The 24,610-nt window shown below is 39.3% G+C and carries 25 protein-coding genes and 1 pseudogene; 17 read left to right on the top strand and 9 right to left on the bottom strand.

Annotated features, from left to right (window positions below; all coding sequences use genetic code 11):
- Positions 1-89 precede the first annotated feature (89 nt).
- Positions 90-683, top strand: a complete 594-nt coding sequence (locus N0B29_RS07060) for an MBL fold metallo-hydrolase (RefSeq protein ID WP_263832998.1) — start codon at positions 90-92, stop codon at positions 681-683.
- Here N0B29_RS07060 and N0B29_RS07055 read toward each other — a convergent pair.
- The 3 genes and pseudogenes from N0B29_RS07055 to N0B29_RS13020 form a co-directional block, all read right to left on the bottom strand.
- A complete protein-coding gene (locus N0B29_RS07055) occupies positions 678-1,223 on the bottom strand; it encodes a PaaI family thioesterase (protein WP_263832997.1) in 546 nt (181 codons plus the stop codon). The genes N0B29_RS07060 and N0B29_RS07055 overlap by 6 nt on opposite strands.
- 110 nt (positions 1,224-1,333) lie before the next feature.
- Positions 1,334-2,233 (bottom strand): tRNA 5-methoxyuridine(34)/uridine 5-oxyacetic acid(34) synthase CmoB, encoded by a 900-nt coding sequence (gene cmoB, locus N0B29_RS07050; RefSeq protein WP_263832996.1) that lies wholly within the window; start codon positions 2,231-2,233, stop codon positions 1,334-1,336.
- A 96-nt stretch (positions 2,234-2,329) separates the two neighbouring features.
- Positions 2,330-2,491 (bottom strand): annotated as a pseudogene (locus N0B29_RS13020) (hypothetical protein); the annotation flags it as partial.
- Positions 2,492-2,536: 45 nt separating this feature from the next.
- Between N0B29_RS13020 and N0B29_RS07040 the strand changes: the two are divergent.
- A complete protein-coding gene (locus N0B29_RS07040) occupies positions 2,537-3,826 on the top strand; it encodes a zinc-binding metallopeptidase family protein (protein ID WP_263832994.1) in 1,290 nt (429 codons plus the stop codon).
- A gap of 3 nt (positions 3,827-3,829) precedes the next feature.
- Positions 3,830-4,393: a thioredoxin family protein gene (locus N0B29_RS07035; protein WP_263832993.1), complete on the top strand. Its 564-nt coding sequence runs from the start codon at positions 3,830-3,832 to the stop codon at positions 4,391-4,393.
- Position 4,394: 1 nt separating this feature from the next.
- Here the strand turns inward: N0B29_RS07035 and nth are convergent, their stop codons facing one another.
- Positions 4,395-5,036: an endonuclease III gene (gene nth / locus N0B29_RS07030; RefSeq protein WP_263832992.1), complete on the bottom strand. Its 642-nt coding sequence runs from the start codon at positions 5,034-5,036 to the stop codon at positions 4,395-4,397.
- A 118-nt stretch (positions 5,037-5,154) separates the two neighbouring features.
- Between nth and N0B29_RS07025 the strand changes: the two genes are divergently transcribed.
- From N0B29_RS07025 to mog, 6 genes are all read left to right on the top strand, one after another.
- A complete protein-coding gene (locus N0B29_RS07025) occupies positions 5,155-5,967 on the top strand; it encodes a peptidylprolyl isomerase (protein WP_263832991.1) in 813 nt (270 codons plus the stop codon).
- A 209-nt stretch (positions 5,968-6,176) separates the two neighbouring features.
- Positions 6,177-7,253 carry a class II fructose-bisphosphate aldolase gene (gene fbaA / locus N0B29_RS07020; protein WP_263832990.1) on the top strand — a complete coding sequence of 359 codons (1,077 nt, stop codon included), beginning with the start codon at positions 6,177-6,179 and terminating at the stop codon, positions 7,251-7,253.
- 44 nt (positions 7,254-7,297) lie between these two features.
- The gene (locus N0B29_RS07015) at positions 7,298-8,170 is read left to right on the top strand and encodes a 1-aminocyclopropane-1-carboxylate deaminase/D-cysteine desulfhydrase (protein WP_263832989.1); all 873 of its coding nucleotides are present in this window, start codon (positions 7,298-7,300) and stop codon (positions 8,168-8,170) included.
- A 26-nt stretch (positions 8,171-8,196) separates the two neighbouring features.
- Positions 8,197-9,489, top strand: a complete 1,293-nt coding sequence (hisD, locus tag N0B29_RS07010; protein WP_263832988.1) for a histidinol dehydrogenase — start codon at positions 8,197-8,199, stop codon at positions 9,487-9,489.
- Positions 9,490-9,494: 5 nt separating this feature from the next.
- Positions 9,495-10,430, top strand: a complete 936-nt coding sequence (locus N0B29_RS07005; protein ID WP_263832987.1) for a ketopantoate reductase family protein — start codon at positions 9,495-9,497, stop codon at positions 10,428-10,430.
- A gap of 2 nt (positions 10,431-10,432) precedes the next feature.
- Entirely contained in the window at positions 10,433-10,963 is a 531-nt protein-coding gene (mog, locus tag N0B29_RS07000; RefSeq protein ID WP_263832986.1) for a molybdopterin adenylyltransferase, read from the top strand.
- Between the two features lie 56 nt (positions 10,964-11,019).
- On the opposite strand, the gene N0B29_RS06995 is transcribed toward mog, so the two are convergent.
- From N0B29_RS06995 to N0B29_RS06975, 5 genes are all read right to left on the bottom strand, one after another.
- A complete protein-coding gene (locus tag N0B29_RS06995) occupies positions 11,020-13,650 on the bottom strand; it encodes a valine--tRNA ligase (RefSeq protein ID WP_263832985.1) in 2,631 nt (876 codons plus the stop codon).
- Positions 13,651-13,852: 202 nt separating this feature from the next.
- Positions 13,853-14,653, bottom strand: a complete 801-nt coding sequence (locus N0B29_RS06990; protein WP_263832984.1) for a GGDEF domain-containing protein — start codon at positions 14,651-14,653, stop codon at positions 13,853-13,855.
- Between the two features lie 93 nt (positions 14,654-14,746).
- Complete coding sequence (cysK, locus tag N0B29_RS06985) at positions 14,747-15,676, bottom strand: cysteine synthase A (protein ID WP_263832983.1); 930 nt, start codon at positions 15,674-15,676, stop codon at positions 14,747-14,749.
- Positions 15,677-15,686: 10 nt separating this feature from the next.
- Positions 15,687-16,100, bottom strand: coding sequence for an RrF2 family transcriptional regulator (locus N0B29_RS06980; RefSeq protein ID WP_263832982.1), 414 nt, complete (start codon positions 16,098-16,100; stop codon positions 15,687-15,689).
- A gap of 9 nt (positions 16,101-16,109) precedes the next feature.
- Complete coding sequence (locus N0B29_RS06975; RefSeq protein ID WP_263832981.1) at positions 16,110-17,372, bottom strand: O-acetylhomoserine aminocarboxypropyltransferase/cysteine synthase family protein; 1,263 nt, start codon at positions 17,370-17,372, stop codon at positions 16,110-16,112.
- 420 nt (positions 17,373-17,792) lie between these two features.
- On the opposite strand from N0B29_RS06975, the gene N0B29_RS06970 reads away from it, so the two are divergent.
- From N0B29_RS06970 to hemC, 8 genes are read left to right on the top strand one after another with little or no spacing between them, the layout of a single operon-like run.
- The gene (locus N0B29_RS06970) at positions 17,793-18,071 is read left to right on the top strand and encodes a DUF2018 family protein (protein WP_263832980.1); all 279 of its coding nucleotides are present in this window, start codon (positions 17,793-17,795) and stop codon (positions 18,069-18,071) included.
- Complete coding sequence (locus N0B29_RS06965; RefSeq protein WP_263832979.1) at positions 18,064-18,528, top strand: hypothetical protein; 465 nt, start codon at positions 18,064-18,066, stop codon at positions 18,526-18,528. Before N0B29_RS06970 ends, N0B29_RS06965 begins: the two co-directional genes overlap by 8 nt.
- An 8-nt stretch (positions 18,529-18,536) precedes the next feature.
- Positions 18,537-19,433, top strand: a complete 897-nt coding sequence (locus N0B29_RS06960) for a polyprenyl synthetase family protein (protein ID WP_263832978.1) — start codon at positions 18,537-18,539, stop codon at positions 19,431-19,433.
- Positions 19,433-20,734, top strand: coding sequence for a glutamyl-tRNA reductase (gene hemA, locus N0B29_RS06955; protein WP_263832977.1), 1,302 nt, complete (start codon positions 19,433-19,435; stop codon positions 20,732-20,734). The genes N0B29_RS06960 and hemA overlap by 1 nt, the downstream gene beginning before the upstream one ends.
- Positions 20,734-22,437 (top strand): proline--tRNA ligase, encoded by a 1,704-nt coding sequence (locus N0B29_RS06950; protein ID WP_263832976.1) that lies wholly within the window; start codon positions 20,734-20,736, stop codon positions 22,435-22,437. The genes hemA and N0B29_RS06950 overlap by 1 nt, the downstream gene beginning before the upstream one ends.
- On the top strand, positions 22,434-22,856 hold the full coding sequence (locus N0B29_RS06945; protein WP_263832975.1) for an FxsA family protein: 423 nt from the start codon (positions 22,434-22,436) through the stop codon (positions 22,854-22,856). Before N0B29_RS06950 ends, N0B29_RS06945 begins: the two co-directional genes overlap by 4 nt.
- A complete protein-coding gene (locus N0B29_RS06940; protein WP_263832974.1) occupies positions 22,807-23,667 on the top strand; it encodes a DsbA family protein in 861 nt (286 codons plus the stop codon). Before N0B29_RS06945 ends, N0B29_RS06940 begins: the two co-directional genes overlap by 50 nt.
- The gene (gene hemC / locus N0B29_RS06935; RefSeq protein WP_263832973.1) at positions 23,664-24,608 is read left to right on the top strand and encodes a hydroxymethylbilane synthase; all 945 of its coding nucleotides are present in this window, start codon (positions 23,664-23,666) and stop codon (positions 24,606-24,608) included. The genes N0B29_RS06940 and hemC overlap by 4 nt, the downstream gene beginning before the upstream one ends.
- Positions 24,609-24,610 lie beyond the last annotated feature (2 nt).

The raw sequence follows: 24,610 nt of genomic DNA, 5'->3' as shown, positions 1-24,610 counted from the left end.
ACTTAAAATTAATGCAATCTTTTAAGCTTCAAAAGCAAAATCAGAAGAGTTGTGTTAAAATTTTAGAAATAACATAAAAGAAGTGATAAATGCAGATAAAAAGTAAAGCATGTGGTGCTTACGGAACTAATTGTTACATCATCACCATTGATGGTAAAGAAATTATTATTGATCCAGGAATGGAAGCGACGAGTTGGGTTTTACGTAATGTGCATCATCCTGTTGCTATTTTAAATACACATGGGCATTTCGATCATGTCTGGAGCAATGCTGAACTTGCATCTCAGTTAAACATTCCAATCTATGCACCCGTTGATGATTGTTTTATGCTAGAAAATGATCCTTTTGGGCAAGGTACTCCGTCTAGTCATGCTGATGTGAGAGTCGAGGGCGACCAGAGTTTTGTCATAGAGGGTATAAACGTGCAGTTTTTCCACTTCCCTGGGCATACGCCTGGATGTAGCACAATTTTAATTGAAAATGCGCTTTTTAGTGGAGATTTTATCTTTAAAAATTCGATTGGAAGGTATGATTTTCCTTATAGCAGTAGCGACCAAATGCGTCAAAGCTTAGAAAAATTCCAAAAAATTGATGCAGATTGGGAAATTTTCCCAGGACATGGTGGAAGTACGACACTTAAAGTGGAACAACGAAATGTGCCGTACTGGTTTAATTTTTTATGAGAACTCTTTAGGATTAAAGCTTGCTTGGAGTTCATCAATTTTTGTTTGAAGGATATGGCGTTCAAGAATAACAGCTTGGAATATGCCTTCAAACACTTTGATTTCGTTGATCATTCCAATGACTTTGATTTCTCGCTTCCTTGCATCTTCAAAGCGACCTTTGGCTTCAAAATTGACCAAATCGCCCACTTTTGCAGGCGCAAAGAATTTAGATCGGCATCCGATAACCACGACATTGGATTCATTAACAGCCGCGACAGCCGCATATTCTGCTGATCCAAAGAGAAAGCCACTGTGAATTAAGCCAAATTCATCGACACACATTTCATGGGTTGTTTGGAGAACAACTTTAGCACTGTTTTTACTGAGTTCTGTAAGGTTTCCAACAAGCGTACTTTTTATTTTTATATGGGTTTTGAGATCGTCATTTAAAAAATTGGTTGATTCTAAAGAGATGTCATCAGCGATGTCTAAGTCATCCTCAAAAGCACTCGTACTGTCTATCATCTCTTTGACTAATCCCGCTTTACTCTTTAACATTTAGCATCCTTGCTATTTCTATTTTAATTCTTGCCACGCCTTTAAAAAAACTTTTATAAGGGTGTTAACATTGGGTTTTCTTGAAATTTTATATGAGCAAATCGGTTATTTTATCGTTTTGCTTTAATGTAAACTCTTTTAGGTGCTGGAAACCCTTCAATGGTGAGTTCAGGGTTGTTTGGGTCTAAAAAATGCTCTAAACTTTCACCGTAAATCCACTCAGTTTTACGTTGTTCATTGGCATTGGTTTTTTTAACTTCTAAGAGTTCAATATCTCTGAATTTTGCACGCTCTAACCAGTTATATAGGGCTGGGATTGTTGGTACAAAATAGACATTGGGAATTTTAGAGTAGGTTTTTGAGGGACAGAGTGCCACAGGCGTGTCTCCATCAATCATAAAGGTATCTAAAATAAGCTCACCATCAGGATTAAGACCTTGGTAGAGGGCTTTGAGTGTTTGAATAGGATCACTTCTGTGGTAAAGAACGCCTAAGCAAAAAAGTGTATCAAATTTGTGCTCATACTCTGGCAAGTGTTCAACACCGAGCATTTCATAAACAATATCGCTTTTAATGAAATGGTTGATAAAATCAAATTGTGTTTTGTAGAGTGCTGAGGGGTCAAAACCAACGAGTTTTTTTGGTTTGTGTGCGAGCATGCGAAAAAGGTAGTAGCCGTTATTACAGCCAATATCTCCAACAACTTTGCCTTCTAAGTTGAAATAGGGCTCTAAAAGGTTGTATTTGATAAAGCTTTGCCATTCGGTGTCGATAAAGGTGCCAAAAACTGCAAAAGGACCTTTGCGCCATGGCTTGAGAGCAAGAGCGCATTGTTTGATGGTTTCTTGATCAGCCGCCTTTACATGTAAAGAATCGATTGAAATGGTGTTGTTCAACGAAAAGGTGGTATTTTCAATGATAGGAAGAGAAGTCAATGCTTCTCGCATCGGCTTAATATCTTTCCATTCTAGCCAAGAAAGACGCTCTTGGCGGATTGCATCTAAATTCATTAGCGATTATTCAAACATATTTTTAGTGGATTGTGCAGCATCTTTTGTTACTTCAACGCCTTTTTTAACGCCTCTTTTAACGCCATCTGTTACCGTTTTATATTCGACAAGATTTGGATCACAGTCTTTATGGTAGATACCCATACCATCGTAGTATTCTGTGCAATCGTTGTAGTAACGGTTAGATACGCCTCGGTCATTAAAATAGAGACAACCTTGTAAAAGTATGGCGGTGAGTAAAATTAATATTGTTTTCATGGGTTGTATAATAGCATTTCGTTTATTAAATTTTCAAGGGCTTTTATGGAGCGAATCTTAGAGCATTTTAAAGCAATTACAGCCATTCCTCGTTGTAGCTATCACACAACAAAGATGAAAGAGTACATTATAACCTTTGCAAAAACACTTGGTTTTTTAGTGCAGGAAGATCATGCAGGCAATATTTTGTGTCAAAAAGGTGCCCCAAAAATATGCTTGCAAGCCCATTATGATATGGTCTGCATTGGCGATACCCAAAAAATAGAAGTTATGGTTGAAGGTACGCTTATCAAAGCTAAAAATTCTACTTTGGGCGCAGACAACGGCATGGGAATGGCGATTATGTTTTGGGCCATGGAGCACAACGATCATTTAGAGTGTCTCTTTACTGCGGATGAAGAGGTTGGTCTTATTGGTGCTATGCAGTTTCGTTTGCCTCTAAAAGCTTCATATTTGCTCAATTTAGATGCTGAAGAAGAGGGTGAGATTTATATAGGTTGTGCAGGTGGTGTTGATGTTATCGCTTCTTTGGATTTGCATTATGTAGCTCTAGATGAGGAAGCAAAACTTTATGAAGTCAGTGCGTTTGATTTTGCAGGGGGACATTCCGGTGTAGATATAGATAAAAAAATCCCTTCCGCAATTAAAGCTTTAGGCTATGAGCTTTTAAAACATGATGCGTTGTTAGTGTCACTGCATGGCGGAGAAAGGCGCAACGCTATTCCAAAATATGCAACAGCCATTGTGGCTTCAAAAACACCTTTACATGTAGAAGATAAACGTTTACGTGTAAAGACTTTAGAACAAGGTGCATATACAAGTTATATTGCACAATCAGGTTCGATTATAAAGGCTTTAGGTGGCTTTGCACAGGGAATTCGTGAGTGGGATAGAGCACTTGATATTCCTTCCATGAGTATCAATCTTGGAATTATCTCAGATTTTGAAGGTGTGTTGAGGCTTGACTGTGCAGCGCGTGCGATGGATGATGAAAATTTGGCTATACTAGCACATGAAACCATTGCTTTTTTTAGAGGGATTGGTTTTGACGCTGTGCAAGAAGGATGGCATGGAGCGTGGAGACCTGAAATGACTCTGTTTGCGCAAAGTGTACAACGTGTCATGAAAGAGTTTTACCCTCATGCTGCATTTAAAGCGATTCATGCAGGGTTAGAGTGTGGCGAGCTGATCATGCGTCAAGCTAAAAAGATAGAAGCTGTTTCTATCGGGCCTACAATTCGTTATCCCCATTCTCAAAGAGAAGAGTGTGATATGAATTCTGTAAAAAATACAGCATTTATTGTTCAAAATATCATTAATACCTATAAGGATTAAGCCATGGCATTGATACATTCATCCCTTGTTGAACTTGGAAAAAAACTGGAGCATTTTGAGCTTGAAGATCCAAATGGAAAAATTTTCAAAAGCAGAGAGCTTTTTGGAAAAGGCGGTTTTATGATCGCTGTGATGTGCAACCATTGCCCATACTCTAATGCTATTTGGAAGAGATTTAATACCGTTGCTGAGTTTGCAAAAAAATTAGACATAACCACAGTAGCGATCAATCCTAACATTCATCCCAATTACCCAGAAGATTCGCCAGCACACATGCTTGATAAAATCAGAGAGATGAACATCGAGTTTCCTTATCTTATTGATGAAAATCAAAGTGTTGCGAAAAGTTTGGGTGCCGTTTGTACGCCAGATATCTTCTTGTTTGATGGTGAAGAGAAGCTCTATTATCATGGAAGATTGGATGATAATTGGCAAGATGCTCGCAGTGTGAAAGAGGAAGACCTTAGAGAAGCGGTGATGTTACTCTTTAGCAAACAAGAAGCACCCAAAATTCAACATCCTTCACAAGGCTGTTCTATTAAATGGATCGATACCGTTACCGGTTAAGTCACACCTTAAACGTTTGGGTGGTTTTACAGTATTCTGTTAAAAAACACGCTTCACACAAGGGATGGACTGCTTTGCAGGTATATCTGCCAAAAAGTACCATTGCTTGGTGAAGCGTGTGCAATTCACTTTTAAAAATCTTCGTTAAATCTTCTTCGGTTTTAATCGCCGTTTTTGCACTTGAAAGTCCCAATCGGTGAGCAACTCGAAAAACATGGGTGTCCACTGCCATTAAATTAGCATTGGCGTATTCAATCATCACAACATGTGCCGTTTTTTGCCCAACACCTGCAAGTCCTATAAGTTTATGCTCATCCAAAGGAATTTCGCCGTTGTAGAGTTCAACCACTTTTTGAGCCATTTTGAGAAGGTTGAGCGCTTTGTTATTGAAAAAAGAGCATGTATTGATAAACGATTTGACTTCATCAAGGTTTGCTTTTGAAAGTGCTTCAACGCTAGGATAACGCTCAAATAGTGCGGGTGTGATGAGGTTAACACGTTTGTCAGTGCATTGAGCTGAGAGCATGACGCAGACTAAAAGCTCGTATAAAGAGTTATAGTGAAGTTCGGTAACGGCGGTTGGATAATGTTCCAAAAAAAGAGCTTTTATCCCTGCAATCTCTTTTTGAGTGGCTTTTTTCATTTCATTCTCATCTGTTTTTGAAAAATTATACCGACAATCTTTGAAATTAACATTTCATTTAAGAAATAGTAATAAGATTTGGGGTACAATACGCGAATTACTTCAATAAAGGATTTTAGTGAAAAAAGTTATTCTAAGTGGTATTGCAGCTGCAGTACTAGGTGTAAGTTTGAATGCGACAGTTTATGCAACTGTAAACGGTGAAGATGTCAATGATCAAGACATTGCAGTGCTTATGCGCGCAATGCAAGGTGCAAAGTTTGAAGAACTTCCTGCAGATGCAAAGCAAAAGATCGTTGAGCAAGCGGTTGAGCGAAAACTTTTAACAACAGAAGCAACTAAAAGTGGTGTTGAAAAAGATAAAGATTATGCAGAAGCACTTAAACGCATCAAAGCAGATCTTGCCCTTGAAGTATGGATGAAAAAAATCTATGACGCTGTTAAAGTCGATGCAAAAGACGTTAAAGATTACTATGACAAAAATGCTGACAAATTTATGCAACCAGCAACGGTTAAAGCAAGACACGTACTTGTTAAAACTGAGCAAGAAGCTAAAGATGTTATCAAAGAACTTGATGGACTTAGTGGACAAAAACTCAATGATAAATTTGTTGAATTAGCAACCACTAAATCAACAGGACCAAGCGGTCAAGGTGGTGGTGAACTTGGTTGGTTCGCTGCAAATCAAATGGTAAAACCTTTCTCAGATGCAGCATTTGCACTTAAAAAAGGTGAAATTACTAAAACGCCTGTTCAAACACAATTTGGTTTCCATGTTATCTTAGTTGAGGACACAAAACCAGCTGAAAAAGCAACATTTGAAGTGGTCAAAGCTCAAATCGAAAATGGCTTGAAAATGGAAAAATTCCGTATTCAAGTAGCTGATAAAGCGCAAACTCTTAGAAAAAATGCAAAAGTAACAATCAAATAACTCAAAAATTAAGAAGTCTTGCCTTTTGCGAGGCAAAGGCTTCTCCTTTTGTGCGTAATAGCACAGAGTAGCTTTTTGGGCTTTGCCCTCAAAGTGTGTTAAAAAAATTTAATTCTACCTCGAAAGAGGCAAGCTTTAGTGCATAGCGCAGCGTAGCCTGAAGGGCTTTGTCCCTAAGGCGTGTAAAAATTGAAATAAAAGGCGTTTTCATGTTGAATGCGAAAATTTTTGATTTTGTAAAACCGGGTGTTGTTACTGGCGATGATGTGCAGAAGGTTTTTGCGATTGCAAAAGCAAACCATTTTGCAATCCCCGCTGTCAATGTCGTGGGAACGAATTCTATTAATGCTGTTTTAGAGGCAGCAAAAGCCGCCAATTCTCCGATCATTGTTCAATTCTCCAATGGTGGAGCTGAATTTTATGCCGGTAAAGGTGTCAATGGACTTAAAGCGGGTGTACTTGGTGCTATCAGTGGCGCATTGCACGTGCATACATTGGCTGAGGCGTATGGTGTTGCTGTTATCTTACATACGGATCACGCAGCGCGTAAGCTTCTTCCTTGGATTGATGAGTTACTCAGTGCAAGTGAGATGCATTTTACCAAAACAAACAAACCACTTTTTAGCTCACACATGTTGGATCTCTCAGAAGAGCCATTAGAGCAAAATGTACACACATGTGCTTCATACCTTAAACGTATGAGTAAAATGGGTATGACGTTAGAGATTGAGCTTGGTTGTACAGGTGGTGAAGAAGATGGCGTAGATAATACGCACATGGATAATGCAGCCCTTTACACACAGCCACAAGATGTAGCGTATGCTTATGAGGAGCTTTTGAAAATTAGCCCTAATTTTACGATTGCGGCATCTTTTGGTAATGTTCATGGCGTCTACAAACCAGGTAATGTTAACTTGACACCAAAAATCTTAGATAATTCTCAAAAATACATCCAAGATAAATTTAAAACCGATGCTAAACCTGTGAATTTTGTCTTTCACGGTGGAAGCGGAAGTGAACTCTCCGACATTCGTGAAGCCGTAGGATACGGTGTCATTAAAATGAACATCGATACAGATACACAATGGGCATTTTGGGAAGGTGTCAAAGGGTATATTGAAAAATACGCACCATATCTTCAAGGACAAATCGGTAACCCAGAGGGTGAAGATAAGCCTAATAAAAAATATTATGATCCACGCAAATGGCTTCGCCCTGGTGAAGAGGCTATTAAAGCCCGTCTCTTAAAAGCCTTTGAAGATCTTAATTGTTTAAACCGTTGCTAATTATGAGAAGCCTCATTTTGAGGCTTCTTTTTCTTTACATGTAAATGTTTTTTCCTCCATCTCCTTTTGAAAAACGCACTTTCAACCAGCAGACTTTTTGCCTCAAACGTGATGATCTTTTAGATAAAGATTTTTCAGGCAATAAAGCTCGTAAATTTCATTATTTTTTAACCCATGATTTCCCTCATATCACGCGTGTGGTTAGTTCTGGCTCCAATCAATCCAACGCCATGTATTCACTCTCTGTTCTAGCGCGTCTTAAAGGCTGGGAGTTTGTTTATGTCTGCGATCATATTCCAAGCTTTCTCAAAGAAAATTCCATCGGTAACTATAAAGCAGCTTTGGAAAATGGCATGAAGATTGTAGAGTCTTCCATGCGTGAGGAAGAGGTACAAAGATGGCTCGATGAAAGAAGTTTACATGTAGAAGAGGGTGGTAGGCAATGTGAAGCAGAAGAGGGCGTTAAACGTTTAGCCAAAGAGCTTGTGGATGATGTGAAGACACATGGACTGAGTGATCCTTATCTTTTTCTACCCTCTGGAACGGGTACTACCGCACTTTTTTTGCAAAAGCATTTACCTTTCCCTATCTTTACATGTAACACCGTTGGGGATAGTGCTTATTTGCAAAAGCAGTGGAAGATGGTTGAACCAAATTTGAACTTTTACCCCACCATTTTAGAGACAAATAAAAAGTACCATTATGGAAAATTATATGTAGAATTTTATGTATTGTGGCAACGTCTTAAATTGGAAATGGGTGTCGAGTTTGATCTTGTGTATGATCCTGTAGGCTGGACGGCTTTACTTGAGCATCTTCCTCGTTTAAAAGGAACACCTATTTATGTGCATCAAGGAGGGCTTTTGGGCAATGTTTCCATGTTGGCTCGGTATGCGCGTAAAGCAAATATGATATAATAAAGAACTTTTAAAGAGGAATGCGAATGTTACTTTTAAAAACCAATGAGCCAAATTTTAAAGCCCAATTTGATGAACTCTTACGTCGTGGGCACATGGACATGGAAAATGTCTCAAAAATTGTTTCAACGATTATTGCAGAAATCAAAGCTGAGGGTAATGGCGCTTTAAAAAATCATATTGAAAAATTCGATAAATGGCATGTACCAAACGATGAAGCACTTGAAGTGAAAACTGCTGATATGAAAAAAGCGTATGACGCACTCGACTCCAAACTCAAAGAGGCGTTGGAGCTTGCCTATAAACGCATTTATACCTACCATGAAAAACTCATGCCAAAATCATGGCTTGATTTTGAAGACAATGGCACGGTTTTAGGACAAAAAGTAACGCCAGTCGATCGTGCAGGTCTTTACATTCCTGGTGGAAAAGCGGCGTATCCGAGCAGCCTTTTGATGAATGCCATTCCTGCTCTGGTTGCTGGGGTAAAAGAGATCGTCGTCTGTACACCAGCCCCCAATAATGAACTTAATCCTCTGTTACTTGCAGCGATGCATCTTTGTGGCATTAAGAAAGCCTATAAAGTTGGCGGTGCTAGTGCCATTGCAGCGATGGCATATGGTACACAGAGCATCCCTAAAGTTGATGTTATCACTGGACCTGGCAATATCTTTGTGGCAACGGCTAAAAAACTCGTTTTTGGTGAAGTGAATATCGATATGATCGCAGGACCGAGCGAAATAGGCGTTTTAGCTGACACCAGTGCTGATCCGCATCTTTTAGCCATTGATCTTCTTTCTCAAGCGGAACACGATGAGATGGCAAGTTCTATTTTGATTACGCCTTCACTTGAAATCGCCGAAAAAACACGTACAGAAGTTTATGCTTGGCTTGAAAAGCTTGATCGTAAAGCGATTGCGGAAGTCTCCATTAAAGAGCGTGGTGCAATTATTGTGACTTCTGATATGGACGAAGCGGTGGATTTGATGAATCAAATTGCACCAGAGCACTTAGAAGTCGTTACCTCACATCCGTTTGATTTACTTCCAAAAATTCGCCATGCAGGGGCTATTTTTATGGGCTCTTACACGCCTGAACCTATTGGGGATTATATCGCGGGACCAAATCATACGCTTCCAACAGGAGGTACGGCTAAGTTTTACTCACCTCTGGGTGTTGAGAACTTTTTGAAGCGCTCTTCCATTATTAGTATGAGCAAACAGGGTATTGATGAGATTGGCGAAGCATGTGCACTTCTTGCGCACACTGAAGGTCTTGGAGCGCACGAAGCGAGTGTGCGCGTTCGCCTTTCAAAATAGTCACGATGAATATTCTTATTCTTGGAGCGGGTGGTGTTGGTGGCTATTTTGGGGCGCGTTTGCTTCAAGATGGTCATGATGTCGCGTTTGTTGCCAGAGGCGCTCATCTTGATGCCCTTCAAAGTGAGGGTTTACATGTAAAGCATCCAGATTTTGAGTTTGTTCAAAAAGTTAAAGCTTTTGATCTGCAAAGTTTGGTTGAATTGGATGCGGCTTCGTTTGATCTTATTATTCTTACTACTAAATCAACTGCAACGCGTGAAATTTCGATGTCTCTAGCGCAATGGCTTCGAACACAAATGAAACCACCTTATATTCTCTCCTTACAAAATGGTGTGGAAAATGAGGCGATTTTATGTGACTATTTTGCGGAAGAGTATATTATGGGTGGGCTGACGCGTAAAATTGGTGCTCATGTGGTTGCTCCTGCTCATATCGAAGCTGTTGGCACGGCTGAGACCATTTTAGGTATGATGCACTCGACGATGGAAAATGAGCGTTTTTTAGAAGAGTTAGCCCTTGCGTTTAAACACGCGGATATTCCGACACAAACGTCACATGACATTAAGCAAGAGCTTTGGAAAAAGCTTGTGATCAATAACGGTGTGAATGCTCTTTGTGCATTGCTTCGTGTTAAAACAGGTATTTTATTTGAAAAAAGTTCTCTTGCCGATGTAGTTTATGGGCTGATGCAAGAGACAGCTGCTGCTGCTCGAAGTTTACATGTAAAGATTTCACAAGAAGATGTTGATGCCATGTTTGATTTAATCAAACATTTTGACTCAATCAAACCTTCGATGTTGGTTGATTTGGAGCAGGGCAGAGCTCTCGAAATAGAAGAGATTTGCGGTGTTGTGATTCGCGCCCTTCATCAAGTGGGCGTTGATGCACCTTATACAAAAACGATTAAAGCATTACTAGAATTTAACATGGAGCAATGACAATGAGTCAGATTAAAATTGGTATTCTAACGATTTCAGACCGTGCAAGTGCGGGAATTTATGAAGATCTTTCAGGAAAAGCGATTATTGAAACATTAAATGAGTATTTAAGCTGTGAATGGGAAAAGGTATATAAAGTCATTCCTGATGAGCAACCATTGATCGAAGCAGCCCTTGAACACATGGCAGATCATGATGGATGTTCTCTTATTGTTACCACAGGAGGCACAGGTCCTGCTCTTCGTGATGTCACACCTGAAGCGACTGAAGCCGTGTGCGAGAAGATGATGCCAGGTTTTGGAGAGCTTATGCGACAAGTAAGCCTAAAGTATGTTCCAACGGCGATTTTATCGCGCCAGACAGCAGGTATTCGAGGGAAGAGTCTTATTATCAATCTTCCGGGAAAACCAAAGTCTATTCGTGAGTGTTTGGACGCAGTCTTTCCTGCGGTACCGTATTGTATCGATCTTTTAGAAGGACCTTTTCTTACATGTCATGAAGAGGTTATTAAACCTTTTCGTCCAAAGTCATAAGAAAAGAGGAAGTTCCGTTGGAGTTTTAAAACTCCAACGGGATTTACATGTAAAGATTAAACACCGAGTGAGCTAAGTTCTGCTTCGATTTTTGCCATTTTTGACTTGGCGTCATCTAAACCTTTTTGATTTTCTGCAATAACCTCTTTTGGGGCATTAGCAACAAAACGCTCATTGGAAAGCATGCCTGAGAGTTTCATAATCTCTTTGTCAAGTTTGATTTTTTGATTGTTCAAACGCTCGATAATAGGGCTTAAATCGACACCTTCAAGTGGAATAAAGACTTCAATGTTATCGCCTACGTCAGTGGCTGAGTTTGGAATTTTAGTCTCTGTAAAGTCGATATTTTCAACTTTTGCCAATAAACAGATGTATTTAATAGCATCTTTAAGATTTTCAGCATTTGGAACTTTGATATAGGCATGTTCGATTTTTTTGTTTCCAAGGTCGATATTGGCTTTAGCACGGCGAATGCCAACAATCGCTTCGATAACCAATTCAAACATTTTTTCAATCTTTTCATCACGCTCTAGCGCATGAGGGTAGCGTTTGACCATGATGGACTCGCATGATTCCAATGTTGTGTCGGAGAGTTCTTGGTACAAAAATTCGGAGATAAATGGCATAAAAGGGTGGATCAGCTTCATCGCCTCTTTAAAGATAGCGCCAAGCTCTGCCATACTACTTTTGTCAGCTTTACTAAGCTCAATTCCCCAGTCACAGAACTCACCCCACAAGAAGCGGTAAAGCGTCGTTGCTGCATCATTAAAGCGGTAATCGCTAAAATGCCCACGAACCTCTTCCATAGCCACTGCCAAACGGCTTTTCATGTAAGCGCCAAGGGCTGTTTTGATTTCGATGTTTTCTAAATCTTCAAAGGAGTTTGCATTCATGAGTAAAAAGCGTGAAGCGTTGTAGAGTTTGTTAGTAAAGTTACGAATTTGCTCCAGTTTTTCACCACTTAGCTTAATGTCACGACCTTGAACAGCTAAAATAGCGAGTGTAAAGCGTAAGGTATCAGCACTGTATTCGGCTATGGTATCGAGTGGGTCGATGACATTGCCTTTACTTTTACTCATTTTTTGACCGTGCTCATCTTTGACCAGAGCATGGAGGTAAATGTCTTTAAAAGGAAGCTCGCCAAGCGTGTGTTCGCCTGAGAACATCATACGCGCAACCCAGAAGAAGAGGATGTCAAAACCTGTGATGAGTAGGGTGTTTGGGTAAAAGTCTTTTAAGTCGCTCTCATTCCATTTCTCGCCTTTAAACACATCACCATTTTCCCAACCCAGCGTTGAAAAAGGCCATAAGCCTGAGCTAAACCACGTATCAAGAACGTCTGGGTCTTGAGTAACGATGTCGCTGTAACACTTAGGACATTCGTGCTCATTCTCTTTTTCGCTTGCCCATTCGTGACCACAAGCACCACAGTAAAAGACTGGGATTTGATGTCCCCACCAAAGTTGGCGAGAAATACACCAATCACGAAGCTCTTTCATCCACGCATTATAGGAGTTGATCCAGTGGCTTGGGTAAAATTCGGCTAAGTGTTCATTGACTTTTGCAATCGCACCATCTGCGATCTCTTTTTTAACAAACCACTGTTTTGAAATATAAGGCTCAACCACATTTTTACAACGGTAGCAGTGTCCTACTTGGTTCTCATAATCTTCGATTTTATCGACAAAGCCAAGAGCTTCGAGTTTTGAAACAACATCATTTCTGACTTCAAGGCGCTCACGACCTTTAAATTCGCCACACTGCTCATTTAAAATACCGCTTGGATCAAAAATAGTGATAAATTCTAAATTGTGGCGTTTACCCACTTCGTAGTCGTTGATGTCATGCGCAGGAGTGACTTTAACACACCCTGTTCCAAAGCTCATATCGACATGCTCATCCGCAATGATCTCAATCTCACGATCAATGAGTGGTAAAACCACTTTTTTGCCTATGAGTTGCTTGTAACGCTCATCGTCAGGGTGAACCATAACCGCAGTATCGCCAAAGTAGGTTTCTGGACGTGTTGTTGCTACGATGAGGAACTCACTAGAGTCTTTCAGAAAATATTTGAGGTGGTAAAGCTTGCCTTTATTGGCTTCAAATTCAACTTCAATGTCACTAAGTGCGCCATCATGGGTACACCAGTTGACCATGTAGTTACCACGAACGATTAAGCCTTCATTGTAGTATTTTACAAAGGCTTTTTTAACAGAGTTTTTAAGTCCATCATCCATCGTAAAGCGTTCTCTACTCCAAGCAGGAGAAACGCCAAGCTTTCGCATCTGATGAACAATTTGCCCGCCACTGTAAGCTTTCCATTCCCAAACTTTTTCTAAAAATGCTTCGCGTCCTAGCTCTTCTTTTGTAATGCCTTGTGCTAAGAGTTGTTTTTCAACCACATTTTGTGTAGCAATACCTGCATGATCGGTTCCCGGCTGCCAAAGGGTTTTAAAACCGTCCATTCGTTTAAAACGGGTGATAATATCTTGAAGTGTGAAAGTGAGGGCATGACCGATATGGAGGCTTCCTGTGACATTTGGAGGAGGCATCATAATACAGAAGTTTTTACCTTCTTCTTGAATTGTTTTATTGCCATCAATTTCAAAATAGCCTCTATCTTCCCAAATTTTGTAGTAACTCTCTTCGATCTCTTTTGGGTTGTAAACGGTGCTTTTTTCACTCATGAGTCTGTGTGCCTTATGTAAGTTTTTAAGAGATTATACAAAAATGGGGGTAAAAGCTTGATTAATAGACTTTTCAATCTGGAAGAAGTCAAAGCACGTATGTGCGCGAGCATTGCGCTGAGCAAAACCAAGTGTTAACGTAGTTTGAGAAGCTTTGCTTTGAAAACGTGTTAAGAGTTCTGTAAGAACTTTAGAAATGTTTTTAAGCTAAGAAGGTAGCGGTGTTTTTGCCAGCTTCCTTGGAAATATAGAGGGCTTGGTCGGCACGATGAAGCATTGTTTTAAAGTCATCTTCATTTTTATAGGCAGTGTAACCGATGCTTAGGTTTATTTGAAGGTCATGTTTATCGCCATTGCGTGTCACTGGAATCGTTTTGTTGTTAAATTCATTTAAAATACGATTGACGATAACCGAAGCTGCGTCTTTGTCATGGTCAACAATACAGATAATAAACTCATCACCGCCAAAACGCGCAATTGTGTCAGAAGTACGAAGGAGGTATTGGAGTGTATGTGCTGTTGTTTTTATGGCTTCATCACCAACAAGATGTCCAAAAGTATCGTTAATAGGTTTAAAATCATCAATATCAAGAATAACTAAAAAGAGATGGTTGCTACGGTTACGTTTAACTTTATGAATCTCTTTTTCAAAAATCGTCATAAACATTAAACGGTTATACAATCCTGTGAGTCCATCAAAGTGTGAGAGATTTTCAACTTCAAGGTAAGATTTTTTTAAAAAAAACGCAAGAAATGTTACAAGTGTTGAGAGAATAATGGAAAATAAAAAAGAGTAAAAAAGTGCACCATGGACAATTCCTTGTTGTTCAAGGAGTAAGTTTGAGTTGAGAAAATCTGTAAGGTCAAATGTATTTTTGAATTGCTCTAAATGTTTTTCATGGAGGATTAAAACAGGTATTGTACTAATAAAAAGATTAACAACAAAAGTGATTGAGCCGAGTAATATAGGCTTTTTGAGAATAATGCTAGGTATTCTTTTCATGGTATACACATGCCCCTTTTGTGTTGGGAAAATAGTACCATAAAATCAATTAAAGGCAAAGGAAATAGAGATAAAAAAGAGAAAGAGTCGTTTTTACGACTCTTTATACTCATATAAACCTGCACTTAAATAGCGCTCACCTGTATCGCATAAAATAGTAACAATAGTTTTACCTTTGTTTTCTGCTTTTTGTGCAATTTCTGAGGCAACGAAGACATTTGCACCAGCGGAAATGCCAACAAGTAGTCCTTCTTGTTTCGCCAAATTACGAGAAGTTTCAATAGCATTTTCATAGCTTACCTTGATGACCTCATCATACACTTTTGTATCCAAAACAGCTGGAATAAATCCTGCACCAATGCCTTGAATTTTATGAGGTCCTGGAGCTCCTCCTGAAAGAACAGGGGATGTTTCTGGTTCAACCGCAATAATTTGAATATTTGGATTGAGCTCTTTAAGTCTTTTTCCTGTTCCTGTGATCGTTCCACCTGTTCCTACTGCAGCAACGAAGATGTCCACTTTTCCGTCAGTATCTTTCCAAATTTCTTCTGCAGTAGTGGCATAGTGAATGGCTGGATTTGATTCATTGGCAAATTGTTGTGGTACATAAGAGTTTGGCGTCTCTTTTGAAAGCTCAGTTGCTTTCTCTACCGCACCCCTCATGCCCAATGTTGGCTCAGTAAGTACAAGTTCAGCCCCAAGTGCAGCCAAAAGTTTGCGTCTTTCTAAGCTCATAGAACTAGGCATTGTCAGAATGAGTTTTAGCCCAAGGCTTGCGCACACGGTTGCTAAACCAATACCTGTATTGCCACTGGTTGGTTCGATAATAATTGAATTATGATCGATTAAACCTTTATCAAGTGCCGTTTTAATCATATTGAATCCAATGCGATCTTTAACAGAGTGCGAAGGATTTAGAAATTCACATTTGCCAAGAACCAAAGCGTTTGACGCATTCGATGCATGGTTAAGTTTTACAAGGGGTGTATTGCCAATAAGTTCTGTTACATTGTGTGCATACATGATAAACTCCTTAGATACTATAGTTTAGTTGGTTGTTCAGACGCTGAGCGTAAACTTCGAATTCTGATAGAGGTAGGTTAAAAATCTCTTGTATTTTAGCATTACTTTCTTCATAAAAAATGCGTAAAACAGGGTCTTTTACCTCTCCATCGGTCACAACAAGGCTACCTTCAAGTGCGATCAAAATATCTTTGACCAAAATATCTTCAGCGTTTTTCGCAAGAAGATACCCACCATAAGCACCTCGAACACTGTTCACTAAGCCTGCTTGTCGAAGCAGGATCAAAAGTTGTTCTAAATAATTCTGAGGGATCTCAGCACGTGCCGAGATCTCTTTGATTTGTAAAGGCTTGTTACTCTTTGATAAAAAGAGCTGATACATGGCACTTAAACCATACATCCCTTTGGTTGAGAGTAATGACATTGATACTCCTTAACCTAACGCAATTTTAAGATCTTCAATTAAGTCGTCCGCATTTTCAAGTCCGATACTTAAACGAATCAGTCCCGCTTTGACACCTGCTTTTTCTAACTCTTTAAGTGAGAGTTGCTGATGTGTTGTACTTGCTGGATGGGTAATAATAGACTTAGAATCACCAATGTTAACCACAACAGAGAAGATTTTTGTTGAGTTTAAAATATGTTTTGCAAACTCTAAGCCTTCCACTTCAAAGCTTAAAAGACCTGATGTTTGAGCGTCTTTAAAGTACTGCTTGGCTCTTACATGTAAAGGATCGCTCTCAAGCCCTGGATAAGAAACTTTTTTCACTTTTGGATGTGAAGCTAAGAATTTTGCCACTTTGTACGCATTGCGTGAGTGCTCTTTAACACGTAAAGAGAGTGTCTCAAGCCCTTGAATAAGTAACCAAGAGTTAAACGGTGCTATCGTTGCTCCAATGTCACGAATCAGAGAAAGGCGAATCCTAAGTGAAAAAATCGGGAATGGCAAGGTTGCATAGACTAAACCATGGTAACTCTCATCTGGCTCATTAAATTGTGGATAGCGTGGGTTTCCAATAAGTTTAGCATTAAGTCCTTTTGCTTCAACAACCAAGCCGCCAATGGCACTCCCTTGACCACTAATATACTTGCTTGCGCTGTGAACACTAACATCAATGCCATGGTTAAGTGGCTGGAAAAGAATAGGCGTTGCTACAGTGTTGTCAGCGACGGTAAGGATGTTGTATTTTTTAGCGATAGAGACGATTTTGTCGATGTTTGGGATCGCAATCTGTGGGTTTGAAAGCGTTTCAAAGAAAATCGCTTTGGTTTTATCATCAATGAGTGCTTCCAAATCATCAGCGCTATCACTATCAAAGACTTTCGCTTTGATGCCGAAACGTTTAATCGTATGTGTTAAAAGCGTTGTTGCTCCACCGTAAATCTTCTTTGCAACAATGATATTATCGCCAGCTTCTGCGAGGTTTGCAATGGCAAAAAAGATGGCTGCTTGACCACTTGCAGTTGCAATCGCTGCTTCACCATTTTCAACGGCGGCAATGCGTGCTTCTAAGACATCTGTTGTAGGATTGTTCAGACGTGTATAAATAGGTCCAAGTTCTTTGAGTGCAAAACGGTTCGCCGCAGTTTCTGCGCTCCCAAAGTCGTATGCAGTAGTTTGATAGATAGGAACTGACATTGTACCAAACTGCTGTTTATCATATCCGTAATGTAAAGCGAGTGTTTCTTGATTCATTTCAAATCCTTTTTTGTTTTGTTGCTGAAAGTATAGACTATTTTTTTTTCAATGTCAAGTAACCTTATAAAAAAAGTAATGATTAAAAAAGTAGGGATTGCATTTGTGGGCAGAGGAGGGTGAAAAATGTCACATTAAATCTTTACATGTAACGTACGTTCATAGACAAATAATACAAATACATTTCATGATTTTGATGATACTAACACAATAAAATATGCTGATTATTATACATATAATTTTATGTAAATATTGTAATTTAGGCATTCTTATACTGTTGATTTTAGGTTGATCAGTAGGCTAGTGCTAACACTTTGTTAGCACTAAAATCTCTTTTAAATCAAAACAATGTTTCTTTATTTCAGATGAGACAAGCTTTAGTGTGCTATAATCTTTTCTTTATAAAGCAGAGGAGAAACGATGTTATATGAAGATGAAGATGACTTTTTTATGGGGAGTCCTCGAAGCAAATTTTTCGATATTCTCTTTAATGCTAACCAAGAGCTTGTTAAAACAAGACTTTTAGAACTGGTTGATCGTTACAGTGCTATGGAAATTTTACTGGAAAAGCAGATGGATGCAGATGCCCTAGAGAACATGATTGGTACGGTTTTAATGGAAGATATGGATGCTGTGATGGAACATAGTAATGATCTTTTTATAACCGCTGTTGGGGATATATTAACTAAAAATGAATAAAATATGGTGTGGATTGTGTTGGCTTATTTTTAGTTCGCACACGCTTTTTGCTGTGGTAGAATATGAATATTCGCATCAATTTATCCTTAAAAAGGATGAACCTGGATTGGTTTTTATCAATCATAAAGAGGTCACAAAGAAGCCAACAGCTGAAAATCCGAATAATGAGTATCTGTTAAAGCTTCGCTGGACACTCTTTACAAACAATATGTTGACTCTTTTAGTCAACTATAGAGGGTACCCGACACAGTACATTTTAGAAAAAAAATACCCATTGCAACGGGTGATGATACCTTTGTTGCCTGATGGTGAAAACAAAATGAATTCAAGAACCTATCTCTTTATCGTCTTTAATGACTTCGATCAAAGGAATAAAGAGGCAATTTTAGATATATTTATAGAAGATAATTTACAACGCGTAGAAGTTGAGTTTAAACCAAAAAAGAAACCACGGTAGGATAACAGGTGCTAGAAAAAGTTGAAAATTTGATGGTTGAGATGGTTGCCTCTTTAGGTGACGCACGCAGTGTTGAGCTCTTTCACAGAGTTCCTAAAGGTAAGCGGTTACGAGCAAAACTTATTTTGAAGATTGCAGGAGTGAGTGAAGACTCACTCAAACTAGCAGCTATTGTCGAGCTTATTCATGCGGCAAGTTTGCTTCACGATGATGTGATCGATGACGCTTACACAAGGCGCGGTGAAGATTCTATAAACGCTCTTTTTGGCAACAAAACAGCCATTATGTTAGGCGATATTCTCTACTCCAAAGGCTTTAGCGAACTCACGCGAATGCCGGATGATGTTGCCTATAGTATCTCTCATGCCGTAGCACTCCTCTCTGTGGGTGAACTTTTAGATGTTGAACTCTCTAGTGCTTTTAACGACAGCGAAGAGCGCTATTTTGACATGATTTATAAAAAAACCGCTTCATTGATTGAAGCATCAGCCAAAGCGGCTGCATTGCTTGCTGGAAAAAATGGTGAAATTTATGCACTCTATGGCAAAAATTTGGGGCTTGCTTTTCAAATCATCGATGACATATTAGACATTACCCAAAGCAGCGAAACCCTTGGAAAGCCTTCTTTGAACGATTTTAAAGAGGGAAAAACAACACTCCCTTATCTTTACATGTACCGCAAACTCTGCAAAGATGATCAAACTAAACTTCTTTCCTTCTTTCAACAAGAGCTTGACGATGCACAAAAAGAGTGGATCAAAACTAAAATGAACGAAACAAATGCGCTGGAAGATTCAATTGCTTATGCAAGAAAGTTAGGCTTGGAAGCTTTAGCGGTTATCGAAAAAGAAGAAGATGTAGGTCTTAGCTCCATTATTAAAGATATGATTGAGAGGAATTTTTAATGCATTATCTCACCATTAGTTTTACACACAAGAACACCGATATTAGCATTCGCGAAAAATTAGCGTTTAATTCGGAAGAAAAAAGCCGCCATTTCATGGGCACATTGATCTCTTGTGCTGCGATCAATGAGGTCATTTTACTTTCAACGTGTAATCGTGTTGAAGTGATCATGAGTGTAACAGAATGTGCATCAGCGTTAAGTGATACGTTTGATCTTATAAGCCATGTTTCAAGCGTTCCACGCGAAGAGCTAGAGGGTAGAGCTGATATTTATGAAGACAATGGTGCGATTCATCATCTCTTTACCGTCTGTTCTTCTCTGGACAGTTTGGTAATTGGTGAGACACAAATTGCAGGGCAGCTGAAAGAGGCGTTTAAATTTGCCTTTGAAAATAACTATTGTGGACAAAAACTAGGACGTGCGATGCATCATGCGTTTCGCTGTGCCGCAGAAGTACGCAGTCGTACGGACATCTCAAAAAGCCCCGTTTCGGTCTCTAGTGTCGCTGTCAATAAAGCCAAAGATATTTTTGGCACAATTGGTGGTTTGAGTGCATTGGTTGTAGGAGCAGGAGAGATGAGCCAATTGGCGGCAAAACATCTTATTGCTAATGGGGTTAATGTTATTATTATTAACCGCAATTTAGAGCATGCTCAGGCATTAGCCACCGAACTAGGGGAGCTTGCAACGACAGCTCCTTATGCAAAACTGACCGAGTATATCAACCGTTATCGCCTTGTTTTTACTGCCACAGGCGCACCTCACAGTGTGATTACCGATGATATGGTTGAAGAGAGGGAGTTTTCACGCTATTGGTTCGACATTGCAGTACCTCGCGACATTGATGTAAAAGAGCATAAAGACTTACATGTATACGCGGTGGATGATCTTGAAGAGATTGTCAATAAGAACATGTCACTTCGTGAAGAACAAGCTAAGATTGCCTATTCTATTGTAGGGCGTTCAACGATGGATTTCTTCAAATGGTTGCAGAGCATGTGTGTTGATCCTATCATTAAAGAGATACGCGATCATGCAAAAGAGTGCTCGTTGCAAGAGTTAGAAAAAGCGGTGAAAAAAGGGTATATTCCTGAAGAGATACAAGATCAAGTTTCAAAAGTCCTTCACCATGCTTTTAACTCCTTTTTACACACGCCAACAAAAAACCTTAAAGAAGTCGCTGAAAAACCAGAATCCGATACCATTGTACAAGCGGTTCAATATATTTTTAATATTAACGAAGATCAAACAAAACGAATGAATATGTATAAATGTGAATACCAAATGGGAGTTAAGTAATGAAGTTTTCAAAATTATATGCACCAACAACAAAAGATGCGCCTAAAGATGCAACGCTTCCAAGCCATCAATATTTGGTGCGTGGCGGTTTTATCTCACAAGTAGGTAGTGGATTGTATAACTTTTTGCCTATGGGAAAAATCGTATTTGATAAAATCAAAAATGTCGTTAAAGAAGAGATGGATGAAACGGGTGCACAAGAGATCCAGATGGATGTCGTTACACCTGCAGAACTTTGGAGACAAAGTGGACGTTATGATGTTTTTGGCAAAGAGTTGTGCCGTTTTAAAGATCGAAAAGAGAATGAATTTGTTTTAGGACCAACGCATGAAGAGGTTGTTGTAGACATCGTTCGCAACCGCATCAACAGTTATAAGCAATTACCACTGCATTTGTACCAAATTACGACAAAATTCCGTGATGAGGCACGTCCTCGCTTTGGACTTTTAAGAGGTCGTGAGTTTACAATGAAAGATGGTTACAGCTTTCATGAAGATGAAGCATGTATGAAAAAAGAGTTTGATGTTATGGAAAAAACCTACACCAAAATCTTTACACGTTTAGGTCTAAACTTTAGAGCGGTGGAAGCCGATAGTGGCGCCATCGGCGGAAGTGGTAGCAAAGAGTTTATGGTGTTGGCACAAAATGGCGAAGATGACATCGTTGTATGTGAGAAGTGCTCTTATGCCGCGAATATTGAAGCAGCCAAACGTGCTCCTAAAACAACGAATGCAGAAGCACCAGAAGCCAATCTTTCCAAATTCAAAACTCCCGATATGAAAACAATTGACGACGTGTGCGACTTTTTTAAAGTCGATCCTTTTTATAGTATTAAAGCCGTTGTTAAAAAAGCAATCTATGTTGACAAAGAAGAAGTCGTTGTCTTTTTTGTAAGAGGAAACGATGAGCTTCAAGAGACCAAAGCGCAAAATGCGTGTGGCGCACTCGATCTTGTCGATGCAAGCCTTGAAGAGGTTGAGCGTGCAGGGCTCAAAGCGGGCTTTATTGGACCTGTTGGATTAGAATGTGTAAAATTTTACATAGATTTTGAACTGAAAGAGGCTAAAAATCTTATCTGTGGTGCCAATGAAATAGACTTTCACATGGTCGGTGTTTCCATGTTTAACTTCAACGAAGATCGTTATAAAGACCTTGTGAGCGTTAAAGCAGGAGATCGTTGTGCTTGTTGTGGTGGCGAACTAGGTGTGACGAAAGGCATTGAAGTAGGGCATATTTTCCAATTAGGACAAAAATACGCCAAAGCTATGGGCGCAACCTTTTTAGATAAAAATGGCAAAGCACAACCGTTTTACATGGGATGCTATGGTGTCGGTGTGAGTCGTTTGGTTGCAGTTATGATCGAAGCAAGCCACGATGATAAAGGATGTATCTGGAACAAGCAAACGGCTCCATATCTGCTTGACATCATCGTCTCTAATGGTAAAGATGAGGCTCAAAGTGCTTATGCTGAAGAGATATACAATGCTTTGAAAAAAGAGCGTTTGAGTGTGCTTTTGGATGATCGTAATGAGCGTTTTGGTTTTAAAATGAAAGATTATGAACTCATTGGTCTTCCTTATGCGCTTATCGTTGGTAAAGAGCTTGAAGAGGGCTTTGTTGAGATTGTTGAGCGAAAAACTTTAGAAAAAACTGTTGTTAAAAAAGAGGAAGCTCTTTCAAAACTTAAGGAACTACTCGCGTGAAATACTTTTTGATCTATCTCTTCTTAGAGGTAATGGTAAGTGTCAACATCGCTTCAGCTATCGGTGCCGTTGCAACATTTGTTGAGCTTATCTTATCTGCAGTTGTTGGGTTTATTTTACTTGCAAATATGCGTGTCACGCTGATGCAAAATCTAAATGCCCTCATGCAAGGAGAAATCAGCATTGAGTCGTTTCAAAGACTTAATCTTTGGGCAATTGTAGGAGCAATCCTTTTCATTTTGCCCGGCTTTTTAGGTGATATTATAGGGCTTTTGTTGCAATTTAGCTCTATCGTGACACTGCTTGCTTCAAAATTTTTACATGTAAAAGAGGAAAATCCTCCACATCATTTTAAACAAGGAAATGAAGATGAAATCATTGATGTTGAAGTTATTGACGACAATCATCGCATTAAGTAGTGTTTCGCTTTTCGCAGCAGAGAGTTCTGTGGGACTTGATGCTAAAGTTACAACATTTTTACAAAAAGCGATAGCACCGAATGAAAACTATACATTTGACAAAGTCGTTATTCTTAAAAAAGAAGAGATGAAAGATCTTTCGGGTTGGATGGTTTATTTTGTACGTATTGACTTAAACTTGGTGAAACAAGAGGGTAAAAAAATCTCGGTCAATGACATTGTCTTTACAAATGGAAAAATTTTGAGTAAAGATTTTGCAGATTTAAGTAGCGGTCGAAGTATGAAAGGCAATTATTCACTTGACATGGAAGCTTCTGCGTATAACAAAGAGCATCTTCTTCTTGGTAACATAAACGCACCGCATAAAATCGTTGTTTTTAGCGACCCCCTCTGTCCTTTCTGTATGGACTTTGTGCCCGAAGTGATTGCGGATGTTAAAAAATATCCTGAAACGTTTGCCCTTTTTTATTATCACTTTCCGCTCAATATCCATCCAGCATCACCAACGCTAGTTAAAGCAATGATTTTAGCCGAAGAATTGGGCGATAAAGAGATTGTTTATAAGGTTTATAAAGAGTTTTTTGACATTAAAGAGACCGATGAAAAAGCGATACTTGATATTTTCAACAAAGCTCTAGGCAAAAACTTTACCGTTGAGCAGATCAATCAAGCGCCTATTCTCAAACAACTCAACAATGACCAAGAATTAGCAAATGCTATGATGGTCAATGGTACACCTACGATCTACCTTGATGGCAAAAAAGATGACACAAAACGCGCGTATAGAAAATTTATAAAAGAGTCTAAATGAAAAAACTAATTATTGCAACTCGTGGTAGTAAACTAGCCCTTTGGCAGTCAGAACATGTTAAAGCTGAACTTGAAAAGGCGCACCCTGGTTTGGAAGTGGAGCTTTCTGTTATGATGACCAAAGGTGATAAAATTTTAGATGTTGCTCTGGCAAAAATTGGTGGTAAAGGACTTTTCACAAAGGAACTTGAAGAGGCAATGCTAAGAGGTGAAGCACACATTGCGGTGCATAGTCTTAAAGATGTTCCGATGGAGTTTCCAGAGGGACTAAAACTTGGTGTCATAACAAAGCGTGAAGATGTTCGTGATGCTATGCTTTCTGAAAAATACGCTTCATTAGAAGCACTTCCTCAAGGGGCTGTGGTTGGTACAACGAGTTTGAGACGCCGAATGCAACTTTTGAAACTGCGCCCTGATTTTGTGATCAAAAACTTACGTGGCAATGTCAATACACGGATTCGCAAGCTTAAAGAGGGCGAGTTCGATGCTATCATTTTGGCAAGTGCTGGTATAAATCGTTTAGGTCTGAGCTCGGAAGTGACTTACTTTACGCCTATTTCAAAAGAGGTGATGATTCCAGCGTCTGGTCAAGCGGCTCTTGGTATTGAAATTGTCTGTGATGCAGAAGTTGAACGCTTGGTTTCGGTACTTAACGATGAAGATGCGATCATCGAAACGCGTGTTGAACGAGATTTCATCACTGTGCTTCAAGGTGGTTGTCAAGTGCCTATTGGCGTGAATGCGCAGATTAATGGAAATGCTTTACATGTAAGAGCTATTCTTGGTCTTCCTGATGGCTCAGAAATGCTCACTGAAGAGATAAGTGTCACACGTTTGGAATATGCAACTGTGGGAAAAGCCCTCGCTCAAAAAGTACTCGACCGTGGTGCAAAAGCTCTTTTAGAACGCGCTGAACATATCGCACTTAATGAAATTTTTTAAAG

This window comes from Sulfurospirillum oryzae, assembly GCF_025770725.1.
Taxonomy (GTDB): domain Bacteria; phylum Campylobacterota; class Campylobacteria; order Campylobacterales; family Sulfurospirillaceae; genus Sulfurospirillum; species Sulfurospirillum oryzae.
The sequence above is the reverse complement of the archived record's forward strand: the minus strand, read 5'-3'. Positions and strand labels throughout refer to the sequence as shown.

Coding starts and splice junctions, on each gene's coding strand:
- N0B29_RS07060 (WP_263832998.1), top strand. CDS start 90: ATGCAGATAAAAAGTAAAGCATGTGGTGCTTACGGAACTAATTGTTAC.
- N0B29_RS07055 (WP_263832997.1), bottom strand. CDS start 1,223: ATGTTAAAGAGTAAAGCGGGATTAGTCAAAGAGATGATAGACAGTACG.
- cmoB (WP_263832996.1), bottom strand. CDS start 2,233: ATGAATTTAGATGCAATCCGCCAAGAGCGTCTTTCTTGGCTAGAATGG.
- N0B29_RS07040 (WP_263832994.1), top strand. CDS start 2,537: ATGGAGCGAATCTTAGAGCATTTTAAAGCAATTACAGCCATTCCTCGT.
- N0B29_RS07035 (WP_263832993.1), top strand. CDS start 3,830: ATGGCATTGATACATTCATCCCTTGTTGAACTTGGAAAAAAACTGGAG.
- nth (WP_263832992.1), bottom strand. CDS start 5,036: ATGAAAAAAGCCACTCAAAAAGAGATTGCAGGGATAAAAGCTCTTTTT.
- fbaA (WP_263832990.1), top strand. CDS start 6,177: ATGTTGAATGCGAAAATTTTTGATTTTGTAAAACCGGGTGTTGTTACT.
- N0B29_RS07015 (WP_263832989.1), top strand. CDS start 7,298: ATGTTTTTTCCTCCATCTCCTTTTGAAAAACGCACTTTCAACCAGCAG.
- hisD (WP_263832988.1), top strand. CDS start 8,197: ATGTTACTTTTAAAAACCAATGAGCCAAATTTTAAAGCCCAATTTGAT.
- N0B29_RS07005 (WP_263832987.1), top strand. CDS start 9,495: ATGAATATTCTTATTCTTGGAGCGGGTGGTGTTGGTGGCTATTTTGGG.
- mog (WP_263832986.1), top strand. CDS start 10,433: ATGAGTCAGATTAAAATTGGTATTCTAACGATTTCAGACCGTGCAAGT.
- N0B29_RS06995 (WP_263832985.1), bottom strand. CDS start 13,650: ATGAGTGAAAAAAGCACCGTTTACAACCCAAAAGAGATCGAAGAGAGT.
- N0B29_RS06990 (WP_263832984.1), bottom strand. CDS start 14,653: ATGAAAAGAATACCTAGCATTATTCTCAAAAAGCCTATATTACTCGGC.
- cysK (WP_263832983.1), bottom strand. CDS start 15,676: ATGTATGCACACAATGTAACAGAACTTATTGGCAATACACCCCTTGTA.
- N0B29_RS06980 (WP_263832982.1), bottom strand. CDS start 16,100: ATGTCATTACTCTCAACCAAAGGGATGTATGGTTTAAGTGCCATGTAT.
- N0B29_RS06975 (WP_263832981.1), bottom strand. CDS start 17,372: ATGAATCAAGAAACACTCGCTTTACATTACGGATATGATAAACAGCAG.
- N0B29_RS06970 (WP_263832980.1), top strand. CDS start 17,793: ATGTTATATGAAGATGAAGATGACTTTTTTATGGGGAGTCCTCGAAGC.
- N0B29_RS06965 (WP_263832979.1), top strand. CDS start 18,064: ATGAATAAAATATGGTGTGGATTGTGTTGGCTTATTTTTAGTTCGCAC.
- hemA (WP_263832977.1), top strand. CDS start 19,433: ATGCATTATCTCACCATTAGTTTTACACACAAGAACACCGATATTAGC.
- N0B29_RS06950 (WP_263832976.1), top strand. CDS start 20,734: ATGAAGTTTTCAAAATTATATGCACCAACAACAAAAGATGCGCCTAAA.
- N0B29_RS06940 (WP_263832974.1), top strand. CDS start 22,807: ATGAAATCATTGATGTTGAAGTTATTGACGACAATCATCGCATTAAGT.
- hemC (WP_263832973.1), top strand. CDS start 23,664: ATGAAAAAACTAATTATTGCAACTCGTGGTAGTAAACTAGCCCTTTGG.